General features: G+C 71.0%; 20 protein-coding genes. 17 read left to right on the top strand and 3 right to left on the bottom strand.

What is annotated here, in order from left to right:
* Positions 1 to 25 precede the first annotated feature (25 nt).
* The 7 genes from rpmI (at position 26) to ACTOQ2_RS31170 (ending at position 6,849) form a co-directional block, all read left to right on the top strand.
* Positions 26 to 220 (top strand): 50S ribosomal protein L35, encoded by a 195-nt coding sequence (gene rpmI, locus ACTOQ2_RS31200; RefSeq protein ID WP_030920046.1) that lies wholly within the window; start codon positions 26 to 28, stop codon positions 218 to 220.
* A 24-nt stretch (positions 221 to 244) separates the two neighbouring features.
* Positions 245 to 628, top strand: a complete 384-nt coding sequence (gene rplT / locus ACTOQ2_RS31195) for a 50S ribosomal protein L20 (RefSeq protein ID WP_012892552.1) — start codon at positions 245 to 247, stop codon at positions 626 to 628.
* Positions 629 to 700: 72 nt separating this feature from the next.
* Positions 701 to 1,516 (top strand): TrmH family RNA methyltransferase, encoded by an 816-nt coding sequence (locus ACTOQ2_RS31190; protein ID WP_440069816.1) that lies wholly within the window; start codon positions 701 to 703, stop codon positions 1,514 to 1,516.
* Positions 1,517 to 1,595: 79 nt separating this feature from the next.
* On the top strand, positions 1,596 to 2,678 hold the full coding sequence (locus ACTOQ2_RS31185) for an ATP-binding protein (RefSeq protein ID WP_440069814.1): 1,083 nt from the start codon (positions 1,596 to 1,598) through the stop codon (positions 2,676 to 2,678).
* A gap of 121 nt (positions 2,679 to 2,799) precedes the next feature.
* Entirely contained in the window at positions 2,800 to 3,849 is a 1,050-nt protein-coding gene (pheS, locus tag ACTOQ2_RS31180; RefSeq protein ID WP_440070050.1) for a phenylalanine--tRNA ligase subunit alpha, read from the top strand.
* Positions 3,849 to 6,431 (top strand): phenylalanine--tRNA ligase subunit beta, encoded by a 2,583-nt coding sequence (locus tag ACTOQ2_RS31175; protein ID WP_440104419.1) that lies wholly within the window; start codon positions 3,849 to 3,851, stop codon positions 6,429 to 6,431. The genes pheS and ACTOQ2_RS31175 overlap by 1 nt, the downstream gene beginning before the upstream one ends.
* 172 nt (positions 6,432 to 6,603) lie before the next feature.
* The gene (locus tag ACTOQ2_RS31170) at positions 6,604 to 6,849 is read left to right on the top strand and encodes a hypothetical protein (RefSeq protein ID WP_440104418.1); all 246 of its coding nucleotides are present in this window, start codon (positions 6,604 to 6,606) and stop codon (positions 6,847 to 6,849) included.
* A 120-nt stretch (positions 6,850 to 6,969) separates the two neighbouring features.
* Here the strand turns inward: ACTOQ2_RS31170 and ACTOQ2_RS31165 are convergent, their stop codons facing one another.
* The 3 genes from ACTOQ2_RS31165 to ACTOQ2_RS31155 form a co-directional block, all read right to left on the bottom strand.
* Complete coding sequence (locus tag ACTOQ2_RS31165) at positions 6,970 to 7,548, bottom strand: Uma2 family endonuclease (protein ID WP_440104492.1); 579 nt, start codon at positions 7,546 to 7,548, stop codon at positions 6,970 to 6,972.
* Positions 7,549 to 7,631: 83 nt separating this feature from the next.
* Positions 7,632 to 8,939, bottom strand: coding sequence for an MFS transporter (locus tag ACTOQ2_RS31160; RefSeq protein ID WP_440104417.1), 1,308 nt, complete (start codon positions 8,937 to 8,939; stop codon positions 7,632 to 7,634).
* Between the two features lie 236 nt (positions 8,940 to 9,175).
* Entirely contained in the window at positions 9,176 to 10,837 is a 1,662-nt protein-coding gene (locus tag ACTOQ2_RS31155; RefSeq protein ID WP_440104416.1) for a class I adenylate-forming enzyme family protein, read from the bottom strand.
* A gap of 268 nt (positions 10,838 to 11,105) precedes the next feature.
* On the opposite strand from ACTOQ2_RS31155, the gene argC reads away from it, so the two are divergent.
* From argC to tyrS, 10 genes are all read left to right on the top strand, one after another.
* Positions 11,106 to 12,128: an N-acetyl-gamma-glutamyl-phosphate reductase gene (argC, locus tag ACTOQ2_RS31150; RefSeq protein ID WP_440104415.1), complete on the top strand. Its 1,023-nt coding sequence runs from the start codon at positions 11,106 to 11,108 to the stop codon at positions 12,126 to 12,128.
* On the top strand, positions 12,125 to 13,279 hold the full coding sequence (gene argJ / locus ACTOQ2_RS31145; protein WP_440104414.1) for a bifunctional glutamate N-acetyltransferase/amino-acid acetyltransferase ArgJ: 1,155 nt from the start codon (positions 12,125 to 12,127) through the stop codon (positions 13,277 to 13,279). Before argC ends, argJ begins: the two co-directional genes overlap by 4 nt.
* The gene (gene argB, locus ACTOQ2_RS31140; RefSeq protein WP_440069799.1) at positions 13,276 to 14,238 is read left to right on the top strand and encodes an acetylglutamate kinase; all 963 of its coding nucleotides are present in this window, start codon (positions 13,276 to 13,278) and stop codon (positions 14,236 to 14,238) included. Before argJ ends, argB begins: the two co-directional genes overlap by 4 nt.
* A gap of 56 nt (positions 14,239 to 14,294) precedes the next feature.
* Entirely contained in the window at positions 14,295 to 15,446 is a 1,152-nt protein-coding gene (locus tag ACTOQ2_RS31135; RefSeq protein WP_440070049.1) for an acetylornithine transaminase, read from the top strand.
* Entirely contained in the window at positions 15,436 to 16,461 is a 1,026-nt protein-coding gene (argF, locus tag ACTOQ2_RS31130; protein ID WP_440104413.1) for an ornithine carbamoyltransferase, read from the top strand. Before ACTOQ2_RS31135 ends, argF begins: the two co-directional genes overlap by 11 nt.
* On the top strand, positions 16,458 to 16,964 hold the full coding sequence (locus ACTOQ2_RS31125) for an arginine repressor (protein WP_350967519.1): 507 nt from the start codon (positions 16,458 to 16,460) through the stop codon (positions 16,962 to 16,964). The genes argF and ACTOQ2_RS31125 overlap by 4 nt, the downstream gene beginning before the upstream one ends.
* Positions 16,965 to 17,034: 70 nt before the next feature.
* The gene (locus ACTOQ2_RS31120; RefSeq protein WP_440104412.1) at positions 17,035 to 18,243 is read left to right on the top strand and encodes an argininosuccinate synthase; all 1,209 of its coding nucleotides are present in this window, start codon (positions 17,035 to 17,037) and stop codon (positions 18,241 to 18,243) included.
* Positions 18,244 to 18,296: 53 nt separating this feature from the next.
* The gene (gene argH / locus ACTOQ2_RS31115; protein WP_440104491.1) at positions 18,297 to 19,694 is read left to right on the top strand and encodes an argininosuccinate lyase; all 1,398 of its coding nucleotides are present in this window, start codon (positions 18,297 to 18,299) and stop codon (positions 19,692 to 19,694) included.
* Between the two features lie 150 nt (positions 19,695 to 19,844).
* On the top strand, positions 19,845 to 20,495 hold the full coding sequence (locus tag ACTOQ2_RS31110; RefSeq protein WP_440104411.1) for a DNA-3-methyladenine glycosylase: 651 nt from the start codon (positions 19,845 to 19,847) through the stop codon (positions 20,493 to 20,495).
* A 156-nt stretch (positions 20,496 to 20,651) separates the two neighbouring features.
* The gene (gene tyrS / locus ACTOQ2_RS31105; RefSeq protein ID WP_440069791.1) at positions 20,652 to 21,920 is read left to right on the top strand and encodes a tyrosine--tRNA ligase; all 1,269 of its coding nucleotides are present in this window, start codon (positions 20,652 to 20,654) and stop codon (positions 21,918 to 21,920) included.
* The last annotated feature ends 658 nt before the right edge of the window (positions 21,921 to 22,578 follow it).

Raw genomic sequence — 22,578 nt, 5'->3', positions numbered from 1 at the left:
CACGATCGAGGGAGAGACGGCTGAGATGCCGAAGATGAAGACGCACAGCGGTGCGAAGAAGCGGTTCAGGCTCACGGGTTCCGGCAAGCTTGTGCGCCGTCGCGCCAACCGTGCGCACTACAACGAGCACAAGCCGTCCACCTTGACGCGTCGTCTCAAGCCCGAGGTCGTGCTCTCCGACGCCGACTCCAAGAAGATCAAGAAGCTGCTCGCTAAGTAACCGCCCCCGGGGAGATAGATACACATGGCACGCGTGAAGCGGGCGATCAACGCCAAGAAGAAGCGCAAGGTCGTTCTCGAGCGGGCGAAGGGCTACCGGGGTCAGCGATCCAGGCTGTACCGCAAGGCCAAGGAGCAGATGCTCCACTCGATGACGTACGCCTACCGCGACCGCAAGGACCGCAAGGGCACCTTCCGCCGTCTCTGGATCCAGCGCATCAACGCCGCTGCCCGCCAGAACGGCATCACCTACAACAGGCTCATCCAGGGCCTGCGGCTCGCCTCCATCGAGGTCGACCGCAAGATCCTCGCCGACCTCGCGGTCAACGACGCCGCCACGTTCGCGACGCTGGTCGAGGCCGCCAAGAAGGCGCTCCCGGCCGACGTGAACGCGCCGGTCGCCGGCTGAGCGAGGCACTGACGACCATGCGGCCCGCAGCGATCACGCTGCGGGCCGCATTCGCATTCTTGGGGGACGGGCATGGCCGGGTCTGAGCTGACCAACATCAAGTCGCCGCGGGTCAAGGCCGCGCGGAGGCTGACAAAGCGGGCCTTCAGGGACCGCGACCGTTCCTTCCTGGCAGAGGGGCCGCAGGCGGTCCGCGAGGCGCTGGCGCTGGACGGTGTCGTGGTGGAGCTGTTCGCCACGGCCGAGGCCGAGCTGCGTCACGCCGACGTCGTCACCGCCGCCACCGCCGCGGGAGTGCCCGTCCACCGGGCCAGCGGCGAGGTCATGGCCGAGCTGGCCCAGACCGTCACCCCCCAGGGGCTGCTGGCCGTGTGCCGCTTCGTGCACGTGCCCCTGGACGCCTCCGTCGTGTCCGGCTCCACGCTGGTGGCGGTGCTGGCCCACGTCCGCGACCCCGGCAACGCGGGCACCGTGCTGCGTACGGCCGACGCCGCCGGCGCCGACTCCGTCGTCTTCACCGACGCCTCGGTCGACCCCTACAACGGCAAGTGCGTGCGGGCCAGCGCGGGCAGCCTGTTCCACCTCCCGGTCAGCACGGGCGTCCCGGTGGCGCGGGCCGTGGAGCACCTGAAGGGGACCGGGCTCCGGGTGCTCGCCGCCGACGGCGCGGGCAGGCAGACCCTGGACGACGTGGACCTGTCGGGGCCGACGGCCTGGATCTTCGGCAACGAGGCGTGGGGGCTTCCCGAGGAGATCCTGAAGCTGGCCGACGAGGTCGTCAGGGTTCCCATCTACGGACGGGCCGAGAGCCTGAACCTCGCGACCGCCGCCGCGGTCTGTCTGTACGCATCTGCCCGGTCTCAGCGCACCGGTGCCGGCTCCAGGTGAGGCTCCCCGCCCGGCGAGGCTGCCGTACGGTGCGGGAAACCCGCTATTGTCGGCCATGTAGCGTCGAGGAGGCGGGGTCGTGCACGGCGAACACACCGGCGAGCGGAGCACCGATGCCGCTTCTGTGATCGACGTCGACGAGCTTCCCGACGGCCTCGTGGTCACCGACGGTGACGGCCACGTGCTGACCGTCAACCGGGCCGCGGCCCTGCTGACCGGCGTCACCCGCGAGCGGGCCACCGGGCGGCACCTGCGCGACGTGTTCTCCTTCCGCGACCACGACGGCCGCGACTGGTGGAAGTGGCTCGACACCTACGGCGGGCTTTCCAGCCGCGCCCGCCATCCCGAGCTGCCGCTGCGCACCCCCGGCGGCCAGGAGCTGCTGGTGGCCGCCCGGCTGGTGCGCGAGCCGCGGCGGGGTGGAGAGGTCGTCCGGGTGGTCATCACGTTGCGCGACGCCGGGGCCCGCGCCCGCCTGGAGCGCAGCCGCGCCGACCTGGTCTCCACCGTCGCCCATGAGCTCCGCTCTCCGCTGACCAGCGTCAAGGGATTCACCGCGACCCTGCTGGCCAAGTGGACCCGTTTCACCGACGACCAGAAGCTCGTCATGCTGGAGACCGTCAACGCCGATGCCGACCGGGTGACCCGGCTGATCACCGAGCTGCTCGACGTCTCGCGCATCGAGTCGGGGCGGCTGGAGATCCACCGCCAGGTGGTCGACGTCCCGGCCAGGATCTCCAGGATCATCGCGGGACGGGTGGCGGCGGGCGAGCCGGAGGACCGCTTCGTGCTCCAGGTTCGCGGCGAGCTGCCCGAGACCTGGCTCGACCAGGACAAGATCGACCAGGTGCTCGCCAACCTGATGGAAAACGCGGTGCGTCACGGGCGCGGTACGGTGACAATAGTCGTCGAGCCGAGCGAATGGGGAGTGACCGTGTCCGTCCGCGACCAGGGGGAGGGCATCCCGCCCGAGCTGGTCACGCGCGTCTTCCGGCAGTTCTGGCGGGGCAACGCCCGCCGCCGTGGCGGCACCGGGCTCGGCCTGTTCATCGTCAAGGGGCTGATCGAGGCGCACGGCGGCACCATCTCCGTGCAGCGCGGGCCCGAGGGCGGCGCCGAGTTTCGATTTATGGTGCCCACCGGCACCCCTGACTTCGTCTGATCGCGAATGTCGGCCCGGTGGGCTCATCCGACTAGACTCATGGCCGCTCAAGCCCTGGATTCGGAGCTCTCTCTTGTCAAACTACGACCCGGTCGAGGTGACCCCGCTGCACGCCGACGAGATGGCGCGCATGCAGGCCGAAGCGCTCGACGCCGTCAAGGCGGCGCGCGACCTCGAAGAACTCAAGCAGGTGCGCCTCGCGCACGCCGGTGACCGCTCACCGATCGCCCTGGCCAACCGCGAGATCGGGGCTCTGCCCCCGGCGGCCCGCTCCGAGGCGGGCAAGCGCATCGGCGGCGCCCGCAAGGCGGTCGCCGACGCCCTCGCCGAGCGGCAGGCGCAGCTGGAGGCCGAGCGCGACGAGCGAGTCCTCGTCGAGGAGACCGTCGACGTCACGCTGCCCTCCGCCCGCGCCCCCCGCGGCGCCAGGCATCCGCTGACCACCCTTCAGGAGCGCATCGCCGACGCCTTCGTCGCGATGGGCTACGAGGTGGCGGAGGGTCCCGAGCTGGAGGGGGAGTGGTTCAACTTCGACGCGCTGAACATCTCCGCCGACCACCCGGCGCGCTCGGAGCACGACACCTTCTTCGTGGAGTCCGTCGACTCCGGCAAGGTGCTGCGCACCCAGACCTCTCCGGTCCAGATTCGGGCGCTGCTCAGCAGGGAGCTCCCGGTCTACGTGATCTCGCCGGGCAAGGTGTTCCGCACCGACGAGCTCGACGCCACCCACACCCCCGTCTTCCACCAGGTCGAGGGGCTGGCGATCGACGAGGGCCTGACCATGGCCCACCTCAAGGGCACCCTCGACCGGTTCGCCGAGGTCATGTTCGGCGAGGGCATCACCACCCGGTTCCGGCCCAACTACTTCCCGTTCACCGAGCCCTCCGCCGAGATGGACCTGAAGTGCTTCGTCTGCCGCGGCGCCTCCGCGGTGCCCGGCAACCCGCCCTGCCGCACCTGCAAGTCGGAGGGCTGGATCGAGTGGGGCGGCTGCGGCATGGTCAACCCGCGGGTGCTCATCGCCTGCGGCGTCGACCCCGCCCGCTACAGCGGCTTCGCCTTCGGCATGGGCGTCGAGCGCACCCTGATGTTCCGTCACAACGCCGAGGACATGCGCGACATGGTCGAGGGAGACGTCCGCTTCACCCTTCCCTTCGGAATGGAGGTCTGATGAAGGTCCCGCTTTCATGGCTGCGGGAGTACGTCGATCTCCCCGCCGTCACGGCGCACGAGATCGCCGAGAAGCTCACCGCCGCCGGGCTCAAGCTCGAGTCCGTCACCTCCTACGGCCACGACATCAAGAACGTCGTCGTGGGCGAGGTGATCTCCATCGAGACGCTGGAGGGGTTCAAGAAGCCCATCCGCCACTGCCAGGTCGAGGTGGGGGAGGCCGCGCCGCGCGAGATCGTCTGCGGCGCGACCAACTTCGAGGCCGGCGACCGTGTCCCGGTCGCGCTGCCCGGCGCCGTGCTGCCCGGCGGGTTCGAGATCGCCTCGCGCAAGACCTACGGGCGGCTGTCCGACGGCATGATCTGCTCGGAGGCGGAGCTCGGCGTGGCCGAGTCGTCGCCCGGCATCCTCGTGCTGCCCGTCGGCACCCCGATCGGCGCGGACGTGGTCGAGCTGCTCGGCCTGCGTGACGACGTGATCGAGCTGGAGATCACCCCGGACATCGGCTACGCCCTCTCCATCCGGGGGGTGGCCCGCGAGGCCGCCACCGCCTTCGACTCGGCGTTCGTCGATCCCGCCGACGTCTCCCCGCCCGCCGCGGCGGGCCCGTCCTACCCGGCCTCGATCGCCGATCCGTCGGCCTGCGACCGCTTCGTGCTCCGCGAGATCCGCGGGTTCGACCCGTCGGCGCCGAGCCCGCTGTGGATGCGCGCGCGGCTCTCCCGCGCCGGCATGCGCCCGGTCTCGCTCGCGGTCGACGTCACCAACTACGTCATGCTGGAGCTCGGCCAGCCGCTGCACGCCTTCGACGCGGCCAAGCTGACCGGCGAGATCGTGGTGCGCAGGGCCGAGCCGGGCGAGACGCTGGAGACGCTGGACCACGTGGTCCGCAAGCTCCACCCGGACGACATCCTGATCACCGACGGGTCGGGCGCGATCTCGATGGCCGGCACCATGGGCGGCCTGCACACCGAGATCTCCGACGCCTCCGCCGACATCGTGATCGAGGCGGCCCATTTCTCCGCCAGCGGCACCGCGCGCATGTCGCGCCGGCACAACCTGGTCAGCGAGGCCTCCAAGCGCTTCGAGCGGGGCGTCGACAGGGAGCTGCCGCTGTACGCCTCCTGGCGCGCGGCCCGGTTGCTGGCCGAGCTCGGCGGCGGCACGATCCAGCCGGGCGTCACCCACGCCGAGGTGGAGGTCGAGCCGGTCAGCGTCGCCATCCCGAGCGGCTACCCCGGCAGGGTCGCGGGCACCGCCTACGACCGCGAGACGGTGATCCGCCGCCTGGAGCAGGTCGGCTGCGTGGTCGAGAGCACCACCGCCGCGACCGGCCCGGTGACGGGCGGTACGACCGGCGGCCCTGTGGCCGGCACTGCGGCCACCGGCGACCCGGCCTCCGCCGGGATCGCCGCGAGGCTCACGGTCACCGGTGACGACATGCTGGCGGTCACCCCGCCCTCGTGGCGGCCCGACCTGACCGACCCGAACGACCTCGCCGAGGAGGTCATCAGGCTGGAGGGCTACGAGAACCTGCCCTCGATCCTGCCGGCCGCCCCCGCGGGCGCCGGTCTCACCGAGAGCCAGCGCCTGCGCCGCCGGGTCGGCCGCGCCCTGGCCGCCGCGGGCTACGTCGAGATCCTCGCCTACCCGTTCAACGGGGAGCGCGACTTCGACAACCTGCAGCTGCCCGCCGACGACGCGCGCCGCCTGGCCGTACGGCTGGCCAACCCGCTCAGCGAGGACGAGCCGCTGATGCGGACGACCCTGCTGCCCGGCCTGCTCAAGACGCTGGTCCGCAACGTGGGCCGGGGCTTCGGCGACGTGGCGCTGTTCGAGGCGGGCCTGGTCTACCGGCCCTCGGCCGACGCGCCCGCCGTCGCCCCCGTGCTGGGCGTCGACCGCAGGCCGAGCCCGGAGGAGCTCGCCTCGATCGAGTCCGCGCTGCCCGCCCAGCCGCTCCGGATCGGGGCGGTGCTGGCCGGGGAGTTCGAGCCGTCCGGCTGGTGGGGCAAGGGCCGGCCGGCCGGCTGGGCGGACGCCGTCGAGGCGGCCCGGGTGGTGGCCGCCGAGGCCGGGGTCACCCTCGACGTCCGCGCGGACCGGCACGAGCCCTGGCACCCGGGCCGCTGCGCCGCGCTGTACGCCGGTGACGTGCTCGTCGGTCACGCCGGTGAGCTGCACCCGCGCGTCGTCGAGGCCTACGGCCTGCCCCCGCGCACCTGCGCGATGGAGCTGGAGCTGACCCGGCTGGAGCCGCTGACCGCGGGTCCGCCGCAGGCCCCGGCGATCTCCGCGTACCCCGTCGCGGGTCAGGACGTCGCGCTCATCGTCGACGCGGCGACCCCGGTGGCCACCGTGGAGGCGGCGCTGCGCGAGGGCGCTGGCCCGCTGCTGGAGTCGATCCGGCTGTTCGACGTCTACACCGGCGCCCAGGTCCGCGAGGGCGGGAAGTCCCTCGCCTACTCGCTGCGCTTCCGGGCGCCCGACCGGACGCTCACCGTGGAGGAGACCACCGCGGCCCGCGACGCGGCCGTGGCCCTGGCCGGGGAGCGCACCGGGGCGCGGCTGCGCGGCGTCTGACCGGTTCACGAGGGGCCCGGGGCGTGTCCCGGGCCCCTTTCGCCGTACCGGGCCGAAATTATTCGCGTTCCGGGTGGATTTTCCTTCAGGAGGCGACGATGACGTACCCGCCGGTCGCTCTGGGCGGATCGCTCGCCCGGAGCGGGGAAGAGCCCTTCCCCGGGAGGGGGCGATGAGGCATCTGCTGGTGTTCGCCGAGCGTGACGCCGCCGAGGAGGTCGCCGAGACCGTGGCCGGGGAGTTTCCGGCGATCGGCATGCCCGCGGTGGTCAGGGAGACCCTCGCGGGGGAGGACGACGCCGAGGACGCCCAGTGGCTGGTGGTGGTCGAGGACCCCTCCGGGGCGCTGCCGCCGGAGGGCGTGGCCCGCCTGGAGGCGCTGGCCGAGGAGTATGACGGCTGGCGCGAGAACGGGTGAGGCGTGGCCTCGTCCGGCGGACTCCCGCGGAAGGCGAAGTCCGCGACAGGCGGAGGATGCCGGGACGGTGTGGACGTAGCCTGCCCCGGGCGGTCGTGAGTGCTGCCCCGGGGCCGGAGCCTAGAGCCGGTCGATCCTCGTCAGGTCGATGTCGACGTCGAAGGGGGCCGAGACCTTGAGCCGGTCGCGATGGATGCCGGTGAGCGCGTAGGAGTGGGTGACCGGGTCGAGCTCGTAGACGTAGATCGTGGGCCTTCCCGACTGGTTCTCGACCAGCCAGAAGTGCTCGATGCCCGCCTCGGCGTACAGCAGGGGCTTGCGGTCGCGGTCGCGGCTCGTGGATTCGGGGGAGACGACCTCCACCACCAGCACGACGTCTTCCGCCCGGTAGAAGGTCTGCTCCGGGCTGTGCTCGGCGGAGGCATGGATGATGCTTATGTCGGGCTCGGGCCGCTGGCGCTCGCCCAGTATGACGCTCATCTCCCGGCGCGCTCGAAGATCGGTGGGTGTGGCACGGCGGAGAGCGTCAACCAGTAGATCCACCGCTCGCGTGTGAAAAGAAGCCTGAGGACTCACGAAGACCAGGCTTCCATCGATTAACTCTGTGTGTGCGGGCAATTGCGGAATGCGATCGAGATCCTCCGCGACGAACCCCTCCGGTGGGGGGAACACCCAGTCGGGCAGCGAGGACTCCGTCATCTCGGGGCTCCGTACGTCGACCGTCATGCTCTCACAGTAGCAATGGGATTCCGTTCCGTGAGGATACTTGCCGCTGTCCGGGGTCAGGCGCGAGCGGCCTCCTCGCGGCGGGCGCGCTCCCTGATCGCGTGCTCGTCGGTGCGGGCGTCGTAGGTGCGGAACCTCGGCAGCAGCGCGGCCATCGCGGCCACCGCGCCGACGCACAGCAGACCGCCGGCGCCCAGGGAGAAGCGGGTGCCGCCGAAGCCGGCCATCAGGCCCGCCCTGGCGTTGCCGAGCATCGGGCCGCTGGTGTAGGAGAGCAGCTCGATGCCCGCCAGGCGGCCGCGGAACTCGTCGGGGATGGTCTGGTTCCAGATGGTCGAGCGGAAGACACCGCTGATCATGTCGGCGGCCCCGGCCACGGCGAGGAAGACGAAGATGCCCCAGACGTTGGGCATCAGCGCCGCCAGCGCCACCGCGACGCCCCACACGGCCGCCGCGACGATCACGCCGAGGCCGTGCCGGTGCACGTGTGCGGTCCAGCCGGAGGTGGCCGAGGCGATCAGCGAGCCGATGGCCGAGGCGGAGAAGAAGAGTCCCAGGGCCTCGGGGGCGCCCAGCTCGTCGGCGAGGAACGGATACAGCGCGGTGGAGAACGCGAAGATCATCGCGGCGATGTCGACCAGGTAGGTGCCCATCAGGTCGGGACGGCCCACGGCGTAGCGGACCCCCTCGACCAGGGATCCGATCGAGGCCGAGGGGGTGTCCTCCGAGCGCGGCTGGGCCCGGACCATCCAGAGCAGGACCAGGGACGCCAGGAAGGTCACGACGTTGATGCCGTACGCGACGGCGACGCCGAACGAGGCCGCGATCAGGCCGCTGAGGCCCGGGGCGACGATGGCGCCCAGATTCCACCGGAAGGCGCTGAGGGCGGCGGCGGCGGTCAGCTGGTCGTGCCTGACCACGCGGGGCATCATCGACTCCAGGCTGGGCCGCTGCAGGCTGCCCAGCCCGGCCGAGAGTGCGCCGACCACGTACAGCACCCAGACCTGCGGCTCCGGCAGCAGCGCGTTGACGGTCAGGATCGTGACCGTGAGGCAGAGGCCCACCTCGGTGAGAAGAATGATCTTGCGTCGGTCGAGGGCGTCGGCGATCGCCCCGCCCCAGAGCCCGCACACCACCATCGGAACGAACTCGGCCACGCTGACCAGGCCGACCGCCAGGTAGGAGCCGGTGAGCTCCTTCATCTGCAGCGGCACCGCGACCAGCGTCAGGAAGGTGCCGAACATCGTGATGACGCCGGAGCCGAAGAGCAGCCGGAAGTCGCGCGAGTCGCGGAGAGGACTGAGGTCCATCGCCAGGCGGCGGAGCAGGGTCTTCTTGATCGGGCGATCGGCGTTTTCCGGCACGAACAGCTAGTTTCGGTGGTGATCTACGCGATGGCAAGTCATTTTCCGGCAGGTCGCGGCCGGGCCGGGCGCGGGAAAGCCGGCCCGGCGCCGGGCGCCCGTGGGGGGTGACAGGGCGCCGGCGGGGGACGGTGGCGGGGCGGTGGGGCGATGGCGACAGCGACGGGACGGTGACGACGATGAAAGGGCGGCCGGGCGGGGTGACGGCGACGGGGCGGGGCGTCGTCCGGCGGGCGTCAGGGGCCCAGGACCTCCTGGCGCAGCCGGGTCTTGAGGATCTTGCCGCCGGGGTTGCGGGGGAGTTCCGTCTCGCGTGTCCAGAACCTGACCGGCACCTTGAAGGAGGCGATCCGCTCGCGCAGGAAGGCCCGCAGTTCCTCGTCGGTGACCGGGGACGACAGCCGGAGCACCGCGCCGACCTCCTCGCCCAGCTCGTCGTGGGGGATCCCGATCACCGCGGCGTCCTCGACCGCCGGGTGTTCGAACAGGGCGGCCTCGACCTCGGCGCAGTAGACGTTCTCGCCGCCGCGGATGACCATGTCCTTGGCCCGGTCCACGATGAACACGAACCCCTCCTCGTCCACCCTGGCCAGGTCGCCGGTGTGCAGCCAGCCGTCGACGAAGGTCTCCGCGGTGGCCTCGGGCCGGTTCCAGTAGCCCAGGATGACGTTCGGGCCGCGCAGGCAGAGCTCGCCGACCGTGCCGGTCGGCAGCTCGCCACCGAGGGGGTCGGCGATCTTCACCTCGACCACGGCCATCGGCAGGCCGATGCTGTCGGGCTTGGCCAGGTAGTCGGCTCCGGCGTTGCTGATGGCGAGCGCGGTGGTCTCGGTCATGCCGTACCCGTTGGAGGGGGCGCGGTTGGGCAGCTGTTCGGTGATGCGCTCCAGCAGCTTCGGCGGGGCGGGGGCACCGCCGTACCCGAGGCCGCTGAGGCTGGAGATGTCGTACTTGTCGAGATCGGGGTGGGACAGGAGCTGCCACACGTTGGTGGGCACGCCGGTGAGCCCGGTGATCCTCTCGCGCTCGATCAGCTCCAGCGCGCGGCCCGGGTCCCACTTGTACATGAGCACCAGGCCGCCCCCGGTGAACATGGTGGTGGTCATCACCGCGAAGCAGCCGGTGACGTGGAAGAGCGGCACGGTGAGCAGGGTGACCCGCCGCTGCCCGGCCGCCTCGCCCGGGTCCCTGCCCGCCTTGATCACGCTGCGGTACAGGCCGTAGGCGACGGTCATCGGAGACTGTCCGAGGTTGCGGTGGCTGCCGAGCGCGCCCTTGGGGCGGCCCGTGGTGCCGGAGGTGTAGAAGATCGTCGCGGGGTCCTCGGGGGAGAGGTCGATCGGCGGCAGCGTCACGCCCGCCTCCACCTCGCCCATCACGTCCTCGAAGGAGCGGGCGCCCGCGGGCGCCGTGCCGCGGGTCACGATCAGCGCCGGGGCCAGGCCGGCGAGCCCGGCCGCCCGCTCGCCGTCGGCGATCAGCACCTTGGCCCCCGAGTCCGACAGGCCGTACTCCAGCTCCTGCGGCGTCCACCACGCGTTGAGCGGCACGGCTATCGCCCCGGCGGCCAGCGCGGCCGAGAAGGCGATCACCCACTCGGGGTAGTTGCGCATGGCGATGGCCACCCGGTCGCCCTTGACCACGCCGTACTCGTCCACCAGGCGCCGCGCGAGCGTGGCGGCCCGCCGGAAGTGCTCCTCGTAGGTGATGTGCTCGTCCTCGTACGTCAGGAAGACCTTGTCGCCGTGGAACCTGCTCGTCTCCAGAAGGGCCCGGAAGTCGCGGGGCGCGTGCTTCCAGGTTTTGACGGTCCCGCCGTGGCTGAGGACCTCTTCCGTCTCGAAAAGCTGCCCGGGGCCGGTGAGCTGGGCCTGGACCTGGTCGTGGGTGACAGTCATGCGTTCGTACTCCCGGAGGTGGAGGGGCCGGAAACGTCACGATACCGACCGGTAGGTACGTGCAACAGTGCCGAAACACGGCCGATGATTTCGTGCCCGCGTTCACAAGCCGGTAAAGCATGGACTTCGCGGTTTTTCCGGTCCTGGCGTCCCTCCGGACGGCCGGGATCACGTGTTACCGGCTTGCATGGCAATCCTCCAAGATGCATAATCTTTCTAGTAAGTCCATAAGTAGCAATGCATAAGCATGCAGACCTCGGGGGGACGGATGAGAGCGGCGATCGCGGGTGCCAGCGGCTACGCCGGAGGTGAGCTCCTGCGCCTGCTGCTGTCCCACCCCGGCATCGAGATCGGCGCGCTGACCGCGGCCTCGAGCGCGGGCACCGCCCTCGGCGCCCACCAGCCACACCTGGCCCCGCTGGCCGGCCGGATCCTGCTGGAGACCACGCCCGAGACCCTCGGTGGCCACGACCTCGTCTTCCTCGCCCTGCCGCACGGCCAGTCGGCCGCCGTCGCCGAGCAGCTCGGCGACGGCACCCTCGTGGTCGACTGCGGCGCCGACTTCCGGCTCACCGACCCCGCCGCGTGGCAGCACTTCTACGGCGGCGTCCACGCGGGCACCTGGCCGTACGGGCTGCCCGAGCTGCCGGGACGGCGCGAGGAGCTGCGCGCCACCCGGAGGATCGCCGTGCCGGGGTGCTACCCGACGGCCGTCACCCTGGCCATGTTCCCCGCCTTCGCCGCCGGTCTCGTCGAGCCCGACGTGGTGGTGGTCGCCGCCAGCGGCACCAGCGGGGCGGGCAGGACGCCCAAGCCGAACCTTCTGGGCAGCGAGGTGATGGGCTCCGCCGGCGCGTACGGCGTCGGCGGCGTCCACCGGCACACCCCGGAGATGGAGCAGAACCTCTCCCCACTGGCGGGCGAGCCGGTCACCGTCTCCTTCACCCCCGTGCTGGCACCGATGAGCCGGGGCATCCTCGCCACCTGCACCGCCCCCGCCAGGTCCGGCCTCACCCCGGCGGTCCTGCGCGAGGCCTACGAGGTCGCCACCAAGGACGAGCCGTTCCTGCGGCTGCTCCCCGAGGGCCAGTGGCCCGCGACCTCGATGACCCTCGGCGCCAACACCGCCGCCCTCCAGGTCGTCCTGGACGAGCGCGCGGGCCGCGTCGTCGCCGTCGTCGCCATCGACAACCTCACCAAGGGCACGGCCGGCGGCGCGATCCAGAGTGCCAACCTCGCCCTCGGCCTGCCGGAAGAGCTCGGCCTTCCTCTCAACGGAGTCGCCCCATGAGCGTGACCGCCCCTCTCGGCTTCCGTGCGTCGGGTGTCGACGCCGGGATCAAGTCCGGTGTCGACCGCGACCTGGCACTGGTCGTCAACGACGGACCCTCGCGCGCCGCCGCCGGGGTCTTCACCGCCAACCGGGTGAAGGCCGCGCCCGTCCTGTGGTCCGCGCAGGTGCTGGCCGGGGGCCGGGTCCACGCCGTCGTCCTCAACTCCGGCGGCGCCAACGCCTGCACCGGGCCGCTCGGCTTCCAGGACACCCACGCCACCGCGGAGAAGGTCGCCGCAGCCCTGGGAGACTCGGCCGGGGAGGTCGCGGTCTGCTCCACCGGCCTGATCGGCGAGCGGCTGCCGATGGAGCCGCTGCTGGCCGGGGTCGACCTCGCGGTCTCCCAGCTCGCCAGGGACGGCGGCCTGGCCGCCGCCGACGCCATCCGCACCACCGACACCGTCTCGAAGATCTCCTTCAGGAAGGGCGCGGGCGGCTACATGGTCGGCGGCATGGCCAAGGGCGCGGGCATGCTCGCCCCCGGCCTCGCCACCATGCTGTCGGTGATCACCACCGACGCCGACCTGCCCTCCGAGCAGCTCGACGCGGTGCTCCGCAAGGTGACGCGGGTCACCTTCGACCGGCTCGACGCCGACGGCTGCATGTCCACCAACGACACCGTGCTGCTCCTGGCCAGCGGCGCCTCGGGAGTCGTCCCCGACCTCGCCGAGTTCGAGCAGGTCCTCCTCGCTGTCTGCGCCGACCTCGCCCGCCAGCTGCTGATGGACGCCGAGGGCGCCTCCAAGGCGATCGCCATCGAGGTCGTCGGCGCCGTCTCCGAGGACGACGCGGTCACCGTCGGCCGAGCCGTTGCTCGTTCCAACCTCTTCAAGTGCGCCATGTTCGGCGAGGACCCCAACTGGGGCCGGGTGCTGTCGGCCGTCGGCACCACCGACGCCGTCTTCGAGCCCGGCCGGCTCAACGTGGCCATGAACGGCATCTGGATCTGCAGGGGCGGCGCGGCGGGCGACGACCGCTCCAAGGTCGACCTCACCCCGCGCGAGGTGACGATCACCATCGACCTGTCGGCGGGACCGCACTCGGCGACGATCCACACCACCGACCTCACCACGGCGTACGTCCACGAGAACTCGGCGTACTCCACATGAGACGCGCCGAGGCCCTGAAGAAGGCCGCCACGTTGATCGAGGCACTGCCCTGGCTCGCGAGCTTCCACGGCGCGACCGTCGTCATCAAGTACGGCGGCAACGCGATGACCGAGGAGCACCTGCGCGAGAAGTTCGCCGCCGATGTCGTCTTCCTCCGCTACGCCGGGCTCAGGCCGGTGATCGTGCACGGGGGAGGGCCGCAGATCAACGCCCAGCTCGACCTGCTCGGCATCGAGTCCACCTTCACCGCCGGGCTCAGGGTCACCACCCCCGAGGCCATGCAGGTCGTCAGGATGGTCCTCGTCGGCCAGGTCAACCGCGACGTGGTCGGCCTGATCAACCGGCACGGGCCGTTCGCGATCGGCATGTCCGGCGAGGACGCCCACCTGTTCACCGCCGTACGCAAGCACGCCGTCGTCGACGGCGTCGGCGTCGACATCGGCCAGGTCGGCGACATCGTCAACGTCGAGGCCGGAGCCGTGCGGGCGCTGCTGGACGACGGCCGGATCCCGGTGATCTCCTCCATCGCGCGCAGTGACGACGGCACCGTCTACAACGTCAACGCCGACACCGCCGCCGCCGCGCTCGCCGTGGCCCTCCAGGCGGCCAAGCTGATCATCCTGACCGACGTCGAGGGCCTGTACCGCGACTGGCGCCCCGACGCCGACGAGAACGAGATCATCGAACAGCTGTCCGCCACCGAGCTGGAGAAACTCCTGCCGGGACTGTCCAGCGGCATGATCCCCAAGATGGAGGCGTGCCTGACCGCCGTCCAGGGCGGCGTGCCACGAGCCCACGTGCTCGACGGCAGGGTGCCCCACTCGGTGCTGCTGGAGATCTTCACCGACGAGGGCATAGGAACCATGGTGCTGCCGGACGCCTCCGAGGCGGCGGCCGTGCCGGAGCCGGTCAGGCGGCGGCCCGCGGCCTCCGCCCAGCTGAAGGGGAACGACCAGTGAGCCCGCAGGAAAGACCCGCAGGAGAGGCGCTCGCCAGGCGCTTCGAGGCCGCCTTCATGCCCAACTACGGCGTGCCCCCGGTGGCGCTGGCCCGAGGCGAGGGCGCGAGGGTCTGGGACGTCGACGGCCACGAGTATCTCGACCTGATCGGCGGCATCGCGGTCAGCTCGCTCGGCCACGCCCACCCCGCCCTGGTCGAGGCCGTCTCCCGGCAGGTCGCCACGCTCGCCCACACCAGCAACCTCTTCCTGCACGAGCCCGAGGTGCTGCTCGCCGAGCGCCTGCTCGGCCTCCTCGGCGCCCCGGCCAAGGTGTTCCTCACCAACTCCGGGACCGAGGCCAACGAGGCCGCGCTGAAGCTCTCCCTCAAGTACGGCAAGGCCAACGGCCGCACCTACTTCGTGGCCGCGGAGAACGCCTTCCACGGCCGTACCCTCGGCGCGCTCTCCCTCACCGGCAAGCCCGCTATCCGCGACCAGTTCGGGCCGTTTTCGATTGATGTTCGCTTCGTCCCGTACGGCGACGCCGACGCGCTCAAGAACGCGGTCACCGCCGAGTGCGCCGCGGTCTTCCTCGAACCCACCCAGGGCGAGGCGGGGGTCGTGCCCCCGCCCGAGGGCTACTTCACGGCCGCCAGGGAGATCTGCGACGCCACCGGCGCGCTGCTGGTCGCCGACGAGATCCAGTCGGCGATCGGCCGCACCGGGCACTGGTTCGCCCACCAGCACGAGGGCGTCCTGCCCGACGTGCTCACCCTGGCCAAGGGCCTCGGCGGCGGCATGCCGATCGGCGCCTGCGTCGGCTTCGGCGAGGCGGCCACCGTCTTCGCCCAGGGCGACCACGGGTCCACCTTCGGCGGGAACCCCGTCTCGGCCGCCGCCGCGCTCGCCGTGCTCGACACCATCGACAGGGACGGCCTGCTGGAGCACGTCCACACCGTCGGCACCGAACTCGCCGAGGGCGTCGCCGCGATCGGCCACCCGCTGCTCGCCGGCGTCCGCGGCCGTGGCCTGTGGCGGGCCGTCGTGCTGACCGCCGACCGCTCCGCCCAGGTCCAGGCGGCCGCCCAGCGCGCGGGTTTCCTGGTCAACGCCCTCCAGCCCGACGCGGTACGGCTCGCGCCCCCGCTGGTGATCACCTCCGCCCAGGTCGCGGCCTTCGTGGCCGCGCTTCCCGCCATTCTCGACGAGGCCGCAGATGCCCAGTAACCTCGCCGGACAGGCGCACGTCAGGCACTTCCTGAAGGACGACGACCTCTCGCCCGCGGAGCAGGCCCAGGTGCTCGACCTGGCCGAGGCCGTGAAGAAGGACCGCTACGGCTACCGTCCCTTCGAGGGGCCGCAGAGCGTCGCCGTCCTCTTCGACAAGCACTCCACCCGCACCCGCGTCTCCTTCGCGGTCGGCATCGGCGAGCTCGGCGGCCTTCCGCTGATCCTCGACGCCGGATCCTCCCAGATGGGCCGGGGCGAGTCGATCGAGGACACCGCCCGGGTCCTGGAACGCCAGGTGGGCGCCATCGTGTGGCGTACCTCGGGCCAGGAGAGGATCGAGGCCATGGCCTCGGCGTCATCGGTGCCGGTGGTCAACGCCCTCACCGACGAGTTCCACCCCTGCCAGATCCTCGCCGACCTGCAGACCGTCAGGGAGCACTTCGGCAGGACCGCCGGGATCACGCTGGCCTACTTCGGCGACGGGGCCAACAACATGGCCCACTCCTACCTGCTCGGCGGGGCCGTCGCCGGCATGCACGTGCGGGTCGCGGCCCCCGCCGGATACCTGCCCGACCCGGAGATCCTCCGGCGGGCCGGCGAGGTCGCCGCGCAGACCGGAGGTTCGGTCACGGTCCTCGCCGACCCGGCCGAGGCCGCCGCGGGCGCGGACGTGCTCGCCACCGACACCTGGGTCTCCATGGGGCAGGAGGGCAAGGATCAGCGGATCGCCGACCTCATGCCGTACCAGGTCAACGCCGCGCTGGTGAGCCGGGCGGCCCCCGGCGCCGTCGTCCTGCACTGCCTGCCCGCCTACCGCGACCTGGAGATCTCCGCCGAGGTCCTGGACGGCCCGCGGAGCCTGGTGTGGGACCAGGCGGAGAACCGGCTGCACGCCCAGAAGGCCCTGCTGTACTGGCTGGTCGCGGTGGCGGGCCAGGACGGCTCCTCGGACGGCGGCTCCGCGGGTGGTTCCGCGAGCGGCGACGCGTCCGGAGGCGGGGAGTCCACATGACGATCCCGATGACCAAGGTCGCCCGCCAGGCACGGATCACCGACCTCCTGCAGCGGCAGCCGGTCCGGTCCCAGCCCGAGCTGGCCAAACTCCTGCTGGAGAGCGGCGTCGAGGTCACCCAGGCCACCCTCTCCCGCGACCTGGACGAGCTCGGCGCGCTCAAGCTGCGTGCCGAGGACGGCTCCCTGGTCTACGCCCTGCCGGGGGAGGGCGGCGGCCGGATAAGGCTCGCCAGGCTCGGTACCGGCGAGTCCCCGGCCGCCAGGCTCGGCAGGCTCGCGGAGGAGCTCCTCGTCTCCGCCGAGGCCTCCGCCAACCTGGTCATCGTCCGCACGCCGCCGGGCGCCGCGCAGTTCCTCGCCTCAGCCATCGACCACGCCGACTGGGAGTCCATCCTCGGCACGGTCGCGGGAGACGACACGATTCTCGTCATCAGCCGCGACCCGCTGGGCGGGGCGGCGGTCGCAGAGGGACTGCTCCGGCACGCCGATCGACGTATTTAGCCTGCTCAGGCGGGCTACAACCGGCAGCATCCGACACCTGTGACCAATAAAGATCTTGGAGATATCCATCATGACCGATCGGGTCGTACTCGCGTTCTCCGGAGGACTGGACACCTCCGTCGCCATTCCCTTCCTCGCCGAGAAAACCGGCGCCGAGGTCATCGCGGTCGCCGTCGACGTCGGCCAGGGCGGCGAGGACATGGAGGCCATCCGCAAGCGCGCCATCGACTGCGGCGCCGTGGAGTCCGTCGTCGTGGACGCCCGCGAGGAGTTCGCCACCGACTTCTGCGTGCCCGCACTGCAGGCCAACGCCCTCTACATGGACCGCTACCCGCTGGTCTCCGCCCTGTCGCGGCCGCTGATCGTCAAGCACCTGGCCGCCGCGGCCAAGGAGTTCGGCGGCACCCACGTCTCGCACGGCTGCACCGGCAAGGGCAACGACCAGGTCCGGTTCGAGGCCGGTCTGGCCGCCCTGTACCCCGAGCTCAAGGTCATCGCCCCGGCCCGCGACTACGCGTGGACCCGGGACAAGGCGATCGCCTACGCCGAGGAGAAAAGCCTGCCGATCGAGACGACCAAGAAGAACCCGTACTCCATCGACCAGAACATCTGGGGCAGAGCCGTCGAGACCGGCTTCCTCGAGGACATCTGGAACGGCCCGATCGAGGACGTCTACGCCTACACCGCCGACCCGGCGCAGCCGCGCGACGCCGACGAGGTCATCGTCAGCTTCGTCAAGGGCGTGCCCGTCGCGCTGGACGGACGGCACCTCACCCCGTTCCAGATCATCGAGGAGCTCAACCGCCGCGCGGGCGCCCAGGGTGTCGGCCGCCTCGACATGGTCGAGGACCGGCTCGTCGGCATCAAGTCCCGTGAGGTCTACGAGGCGCCCGGCGCCATCGCGCTGATCACCGCCCACATGGAGCTGGAGAACGTCACCGTCGAGCGCGACCTCGCCCGTTTCAAGCGGTCGGTGGACCAGCGCTGGGGCGAGCTCGTCTACGACGGCCTCTGGTTCTCCCCGCTCAAGAAGGCCCTCGACACCTTCATCGCCGAGGCCCAGGAGCACGTCACCGGCGAGATCCGGATGACCCTGCACGGCGGCCGGGCCACCGTCACGGGGCGCCGCTCCGAGGCGTCGCTGTACGACTTCAACCTCGCCACCTACGACACCGGCGACACCTTCGACCAGTCCCTGGCCAAGGGCTTCGTCGAGCTGTGGAGCCTGCCCTCCAAGATTGCCTCCGCCCGGGACGCCCGGCTGGGCCGATTGGGCTAAGGTCGCGGATTGAATGGGGAGGGAGAACAACGGTGACTGATGGTGGAAAGCCCATGCGGCTGTGGGGCGGCCGGTTCGAGGGAGGTCCGGCCGACGCGCTGACCAGGCTCTCGGTGAGCGTCCACTTCGACTGGCGGCTGGTGCCGTACGACCTGCTGGCCTCGCGCGCGCACGCCAGGGTGCTGCACCGCGCGAACCTGCTGAGCGACGACGAGCTGGCGCGCATGATCGGCGCCCTGGACGACCTGGAGCGCGCCTGCAAGGCGGGCGAGTTCCGGCCGACCGTCGCCGACGAGGACGTCCACACCGCGCTGGAGCGCGGCCTTCTGGAACGCCTCGGCACGCTCGGCGGCAAGCTCCGAGCCGGTCGCAGCCGCAACGACCAGGTCGCCACCGATCTGCGGCTCTACCTGCGCGACCATGTCAGGCACATCGTGTCCCGGCTGGTGGAGCTGGAGACCGCGCTGATGAGCCAGGCCGAGGAGCACGCCGAGACGGCGGCCCCCGGCATGACCCACCTGCAGCACGCCCAGCCGGTCTCCTTCGGCCACCAGCTCCTGGCGCACGTGCACGCCTTCGCCCGCGACATCGACCGCCTGCGCGACTGGGACAGGCGCGCGGCCGTCTCCCCGCTGGGCGCCGGGGCGCTGGCCGGATCCTCCCTGCCGCTCGACCCGCAGGCCGTGGCGAGGGAGCTCGGCTTCGACTCCGCCGCGCCCAACTCGATGGACGCCGTCGCCGACCGCGACTTCGCCGCCGAGTTCCTGTTCGACGCGGCGATGATCGGCGTGCACCTGTCGAGGCTGGGCGAGGAGATCGTCCTGTGGGCCTCGCAGGAGTTTCGCTGGATCGAGATGGACGACGCCTACTCCACCGGCTCGTCGATCATGCCGCAGAAGAAGAACCCCGACGTGGCCGAGCTCGCCCGGGGCAAGAGCGGCCGTCTCATCGGCAACCTCATGGCGCTGCTGACGACGCTCAAGGGCCTGCCACTGACCTACAACCGCGACCTGCAGGAGGACAAGGAGCCGGTGTTCGACTCCGTCGACAGCCTGCTGCTCGTCCTTCCCGCCATGGCCGGGCTGGTCGCGACCATGCGCGTCAACACCGCGAAACTGGAGGCCTCGGCCCCCGACGGGTTCGCCCTCGCCACGGACCTGGCCGAGCTGCTGGTCCGCCGGGGCGTCGCCTTCCGCGAGGCCCACGAGGCGGTCGGGCACCTGGTCGTCTGGTGCCAGGTCAACGACAAGGACTTCGGTGAGCTCACCGACGAGGAGCTGGCCAAGGTCTCGCCGCATTTCACGCCCGACTCCCGCGAGGTCCTCTCGGTGCCCGGCGCGCTGGCCGCCCGCAAGGCGCACGGCGGCACGGCACCCGACCGGGTCCGTGACCAGCTCATCGCGCTGCGTGAGATCGTCGACACCCAGGCCGCCTGGGCGAGCGGAAGCTGATGTCCGGCGACGGCCGCCTTGAGGTCGCCGAGGTGCCGGGTGACGCTCGCCCGGCCTTCCGGTTCCTCCGGTTCGTCCGGGGATCGGGCGATTTTCGCCTGGTCGTCGGGGGTCTAGGGGATGGCCGCCCGGTCACCGGGGGCCTGGGCGATGGCCGCTGACGAGAACGGCGGGCGACCGCCCGCCGCGTCCACGCCCCTGGCACGCGACTTCTTCGACCGGCCGGCCCACGAGGTCGCCCCCGACCTGCTGGGACGGGTGCTCGCGCACGGGCCGGTCGCGTTGCGGATCACCGAGGTCGAGGCGTACGGGGTGCCGGGCGAGGATCCCGCGTCGCACACCTACCGGGGCCGGACGCCGCGCAACGCGGTGATGTTCGGCCCGCCGGGCCACCTGTACGTCTACTTCACGTACGGCATGCATTTCTGCGCCAACCTCACCTGCCTTCCCGAGGGCGTCGGCTCCGGGGTGCTGCTGCGGGCCGGAGAGGTGGTCTCCGGTGCCGAGACCGCCCTGGCCCGCCGGAGCGCGGGAAGCGCCCGTCCCGTCAGGGAAGCCGATCTCGCCAAAGGGCCGGCCCGACTGGCGGTGGCGCTCGGCCTCACCCGCGAGCACAACGGGCTCGACGCCTGCGGCCCCGGATCACTCTCCGTGGTCGAGGGCGAGCCGGCCAAGGTGTCGTCCGTCCTGTCGGGGCCGCGCACCGGGGTCTCGTCGGGGAAGGAGACGCCCTGGCGCTTCTGGATCGACGGTGAGCCCACGGTCTCTCCGCACCGCCCGCACGTCCCGCGCCGCCGGTAGGTCGCGTGCCACCGGCAGGTCGCGTGCGCTCTCTCCTCGCCTCTTCCTCGCCCGTCCTTGTGCGCGAGAAGGGTTTCGAGTGGCGCGACGGTGCCGTGATCGGGCAGGGTGTACGAGAGCGCTAAATGTCCCTTCGAGCATTGGAAAGCAAGGATCGTGACCGACATTCTGGATGACCTCGCCTGGCGCGGCCTGATCGCGCAGTCCACCGACATCGACGCTCTGCGCGCGGCGATGGCCGAGGGTCCGATCACGGTCTATTGCGGCTTCGACCCGACCGCCCCCTCCCTGCACGTCGGCAACCTGGTCCCGTTGCTGACCCTCACCCGCCTCCAGCGGGCGGGTCACCGGGCCATCGGCCTGGTGGGCGGCGCGACGGGTCTGATCGGCGATCCCAGCGGCCGGAGTACCGAGCGCTCGCTCAATTCCTCCGACGTCGTGGCCGAATGGGTGGCGCGGATCCGCGTCCAGGTGGAGAAGTTCCTCGACTTCTCGGACGAGAAGACCGGGATCCTCGTCAGCAACCTCGACTGGACGGAGGGCATGTCCGCGATCGACTTCCTGCGCGACGTCGGCAAGCACTTCCCGGTCAACCGCATGCTCGCCCGCGAGTCGGTCTCGGCCAGGCTGGGCGGCGAGGGGCTCAGCTACACCGAGTTCAGCTACCAGATCCTGCAGGCCAACGACTACCTGGAGCTGAACAGGCGCCACGGCTGCACGCTCCAGATCGGCGGCAGCGACCAGTGGGGCAACATCACCGCGGGAACCGATCTCATCCGCCGGGTGACGGGCGGCCACGTGCACGCCCTCACCGTGCCGCTGATCACCAAGGCCGACGGGACCAAGTTCGGCAAGACGGCCGGCGGCGCGGTCTGGCTCAACCCGGAGATGACCTCCCCGTACGCGTTCTACCAGTTCTGGCTGAACGCGGACGACCGTGACGTGGTGAAGTTCCTCAAGATCTACAGCTTCCGGTCTCGTGAGGAGATCGAGGGGCTGGAGAAGGCGGCCGCCGAGCGGCCCGCCGGGCGCGAGGCGCAGCGGGCCCTCGCCGAGGAGTTCACCACGCTGCTGCACGGCGCCGACGAGTGCGCCGCGGTGATCGCCGCCTCGGCGGCCCTGTTCGGCCAGGGGTCCCTGGAGGAGCTGCCCGCGCGCACGCTGGGGGAGGCCCTCGCCGAGGTGCCGCGTGCAGAGGTGCCCGCTCTGGGGGCGTCCTTCGTCGACCTGCTCGCCGAGAGCGGCCTGGTGAAGTCGAAGTCAGAGGCGCGCCGCGCGGTGAAGGAGGGTGGCGCCTACCTCAACAACGTCAAGGTCACCGACGAGGCGTACGTGCCGGCTGCCGATGATCTGCTTCACGGACGCTTCCTGGTGCTGCGCCGTGGCAAGCGTTCCGTCGGCGGCGTCGAGATCGTCGCTCCCTGATCCTTCCTCCGCCTGTTGCTCTGTTCCTGGTGCTTCCTGGTTCCTGGCGGTTCCCGGGGTCGTTCCGGTCTTCCGCGAGGTGCTGTTCTTCCGGTTTTTCCGGCTCTTCCGGCAGGTCAGCTGGACGCTCCCGGGCGGCTGGACGCCCTGGCTCAGGCCGGGGCGTCAACCGTCCCACCACGTAACATTCCGGTAGCGAACGTTCCTGGTTTCCTTAAGGAACTGCTCTGACCTGCGGTTTTGCCAAGCGTGGCTGATTTGACGATGCTCCGAGGGGCGCATAATCTTTCCAATGCCCCGGAGCGAGCCGGACGCCGATCGGCGGACGGGCCCAGGGCCACTCCACCTGAAACGAACCTGAGCGTTCGGACTCCGCGTAGATCACCGGAAAATCGGTTGATTCGCTGTGGCCTGGATGACACGGTAGGTTCAGGGGGCCGCCTCGGAAGCGAGGCGGTGGGAATCCTAGCAAGTTTGCAGGTTTTGTGACAAACGGCTGATAGCTAGCAATTTGACACAATCTTGACAGGCCTGTACGGTTTAAATACGAAATGGAACGCCCCGGAGTTCTGCCGGACCACTTGGTCGGGTCAGGGTGATGGTGTACGCGTCCGTTTCTTGAGAACTCAACAGTGTGTTAAAAGCCAGTGCATGAAGC

This window comes from Streptosporangium sp. H16, from assembly GCF_051918855.1.
Taxonomy (GTDB): domain Bacteria; phylum Actinomycetota; class Actinomycetes; order Streptosporangiales; family Streptosporangiaceae; genus Streptosporangium.
Note: the sequence above shows the minus strand (reverse complement) of the source record. Positions and strands in the feature narration are given on the sequence as shown.

Bases quoted from the DNA above. Each gene is read 5' to 3' on its own strand.
- ACTOQ2_RS31165 (WP_440104492.1), bottom strand. From the start codon at position 7,548: ATGACGGAGTCCTCGCTGCCCGACTGGGTGTTCCCCCCACCGGAGGGG.
- rplT (WP_012892552.1), top strand. From the start codon at position 245: ATGGCACGCGTGAAGCGGGCGATCAACGCCAAGAAGAAGCGCAAGGTC.
- ACTOQ2_RS31170 (WP_440104418.1), top strand. From the start codon at position 6,604: ATGAGGCATCTGCTGGTGTTCGCCGAGCGTGACGCCGCCGAGGAGGTC.
- argC (WP_440104415.1), top strand. From the start codon at position 11,106: ATGAGAGCGGCGATCGCGGGTGCCAGCGGCTACGCCGGAGGTGAGCTC.
- argB (WP_440069799.1), top strand. From the start codon at position 13,276: ATGAGACGCGCCGAGGCCCTGAAGAAGGCCGCCACGTTGATCGAGGCA.
- ACTOQ2_RS31190 (WP_440069816.1), top strand. From the start codon at position 701: ATGGCCGGGTCTGAGCTGACCAACATCAAGTCGCCGCGGGTCAAGGCC.
- ACTOQ2_RS31175 (WP_440104419.1), top strand. From the start codon at position 3,849: ATGAAGGTCCCGCTTTCATGGCTGCGGGAGTACGTCGATCTCCCCGCC.
- rpmI (WP_030920046.1), top strand. From the start codon at position 26: ATGCCGAAGATGAAGACGCACAGCGGTGCGAAGAAGCGGTTCAGGCTC.
- argJ (WP_440104414.1), top strand. From the start codon at position 12,125: ATGAGCGTGACCGCCCCTCTCGGCTTCCGTGCGTCGGGTGTCGACGCC.
- argH (WP_440104491.1), top strand. From the start codon at position 18,297: ATGCGGCTGTGGGGCGGCCGGTTCGAGGGAGGTCCGGCCGACGCGCTG.
- ACTOQ2_RS31155 (WP_440104416.1), bottom strand. From the start codon at position 10,837: ATGACTGTCACCCACGACCAGGTCCAGGCCCAGCTCACCGGCCCCGGG.
- argF (WP_440104413.1), top strand. From the start codon at position 15,436: ATGCCCAGTAACCTCGCCGGACAGGCGCACGTCAGGCACTTCCTGAAG.
- ACTOQ2_RS31120 (WP_440104412.1), top strand. From the start codon at position 17,035: ATGACCGATCGGGTCGTACTCGCGTTCTCCGGAGGACTGGACACCTCC.
- ACTOQ2_RS31110 (WP_440104411.1), top strand. From the start codon at position 19,845: ATGGCCGCTGACGAGAACGGCGGGCGACCGCCCGCCGCGTCCACGCCC.
- ACTOQ2_RS31125 (WP_350967519.1), top strand. From the start codon at position 16,458: ATGACGATCCCGATGACCAAGGTCGCCCGCCAGGCACGGATCACCGAC.
- ACTOQ2_RS31135 (WP_440070049.1), top strand. From the start codon at position 14,295: ATGCCCAACTACGGCGTGCCCCCGGTGGCGCTGGCCCGAGGCGAGGGC.
- pheS (WP_440070050.1), top strand. From the start codon at position 2,800: ATGGCGCGCATGCAGGCCGAAGCGCTCGACGCCGTCAAGGCGGCGCGC.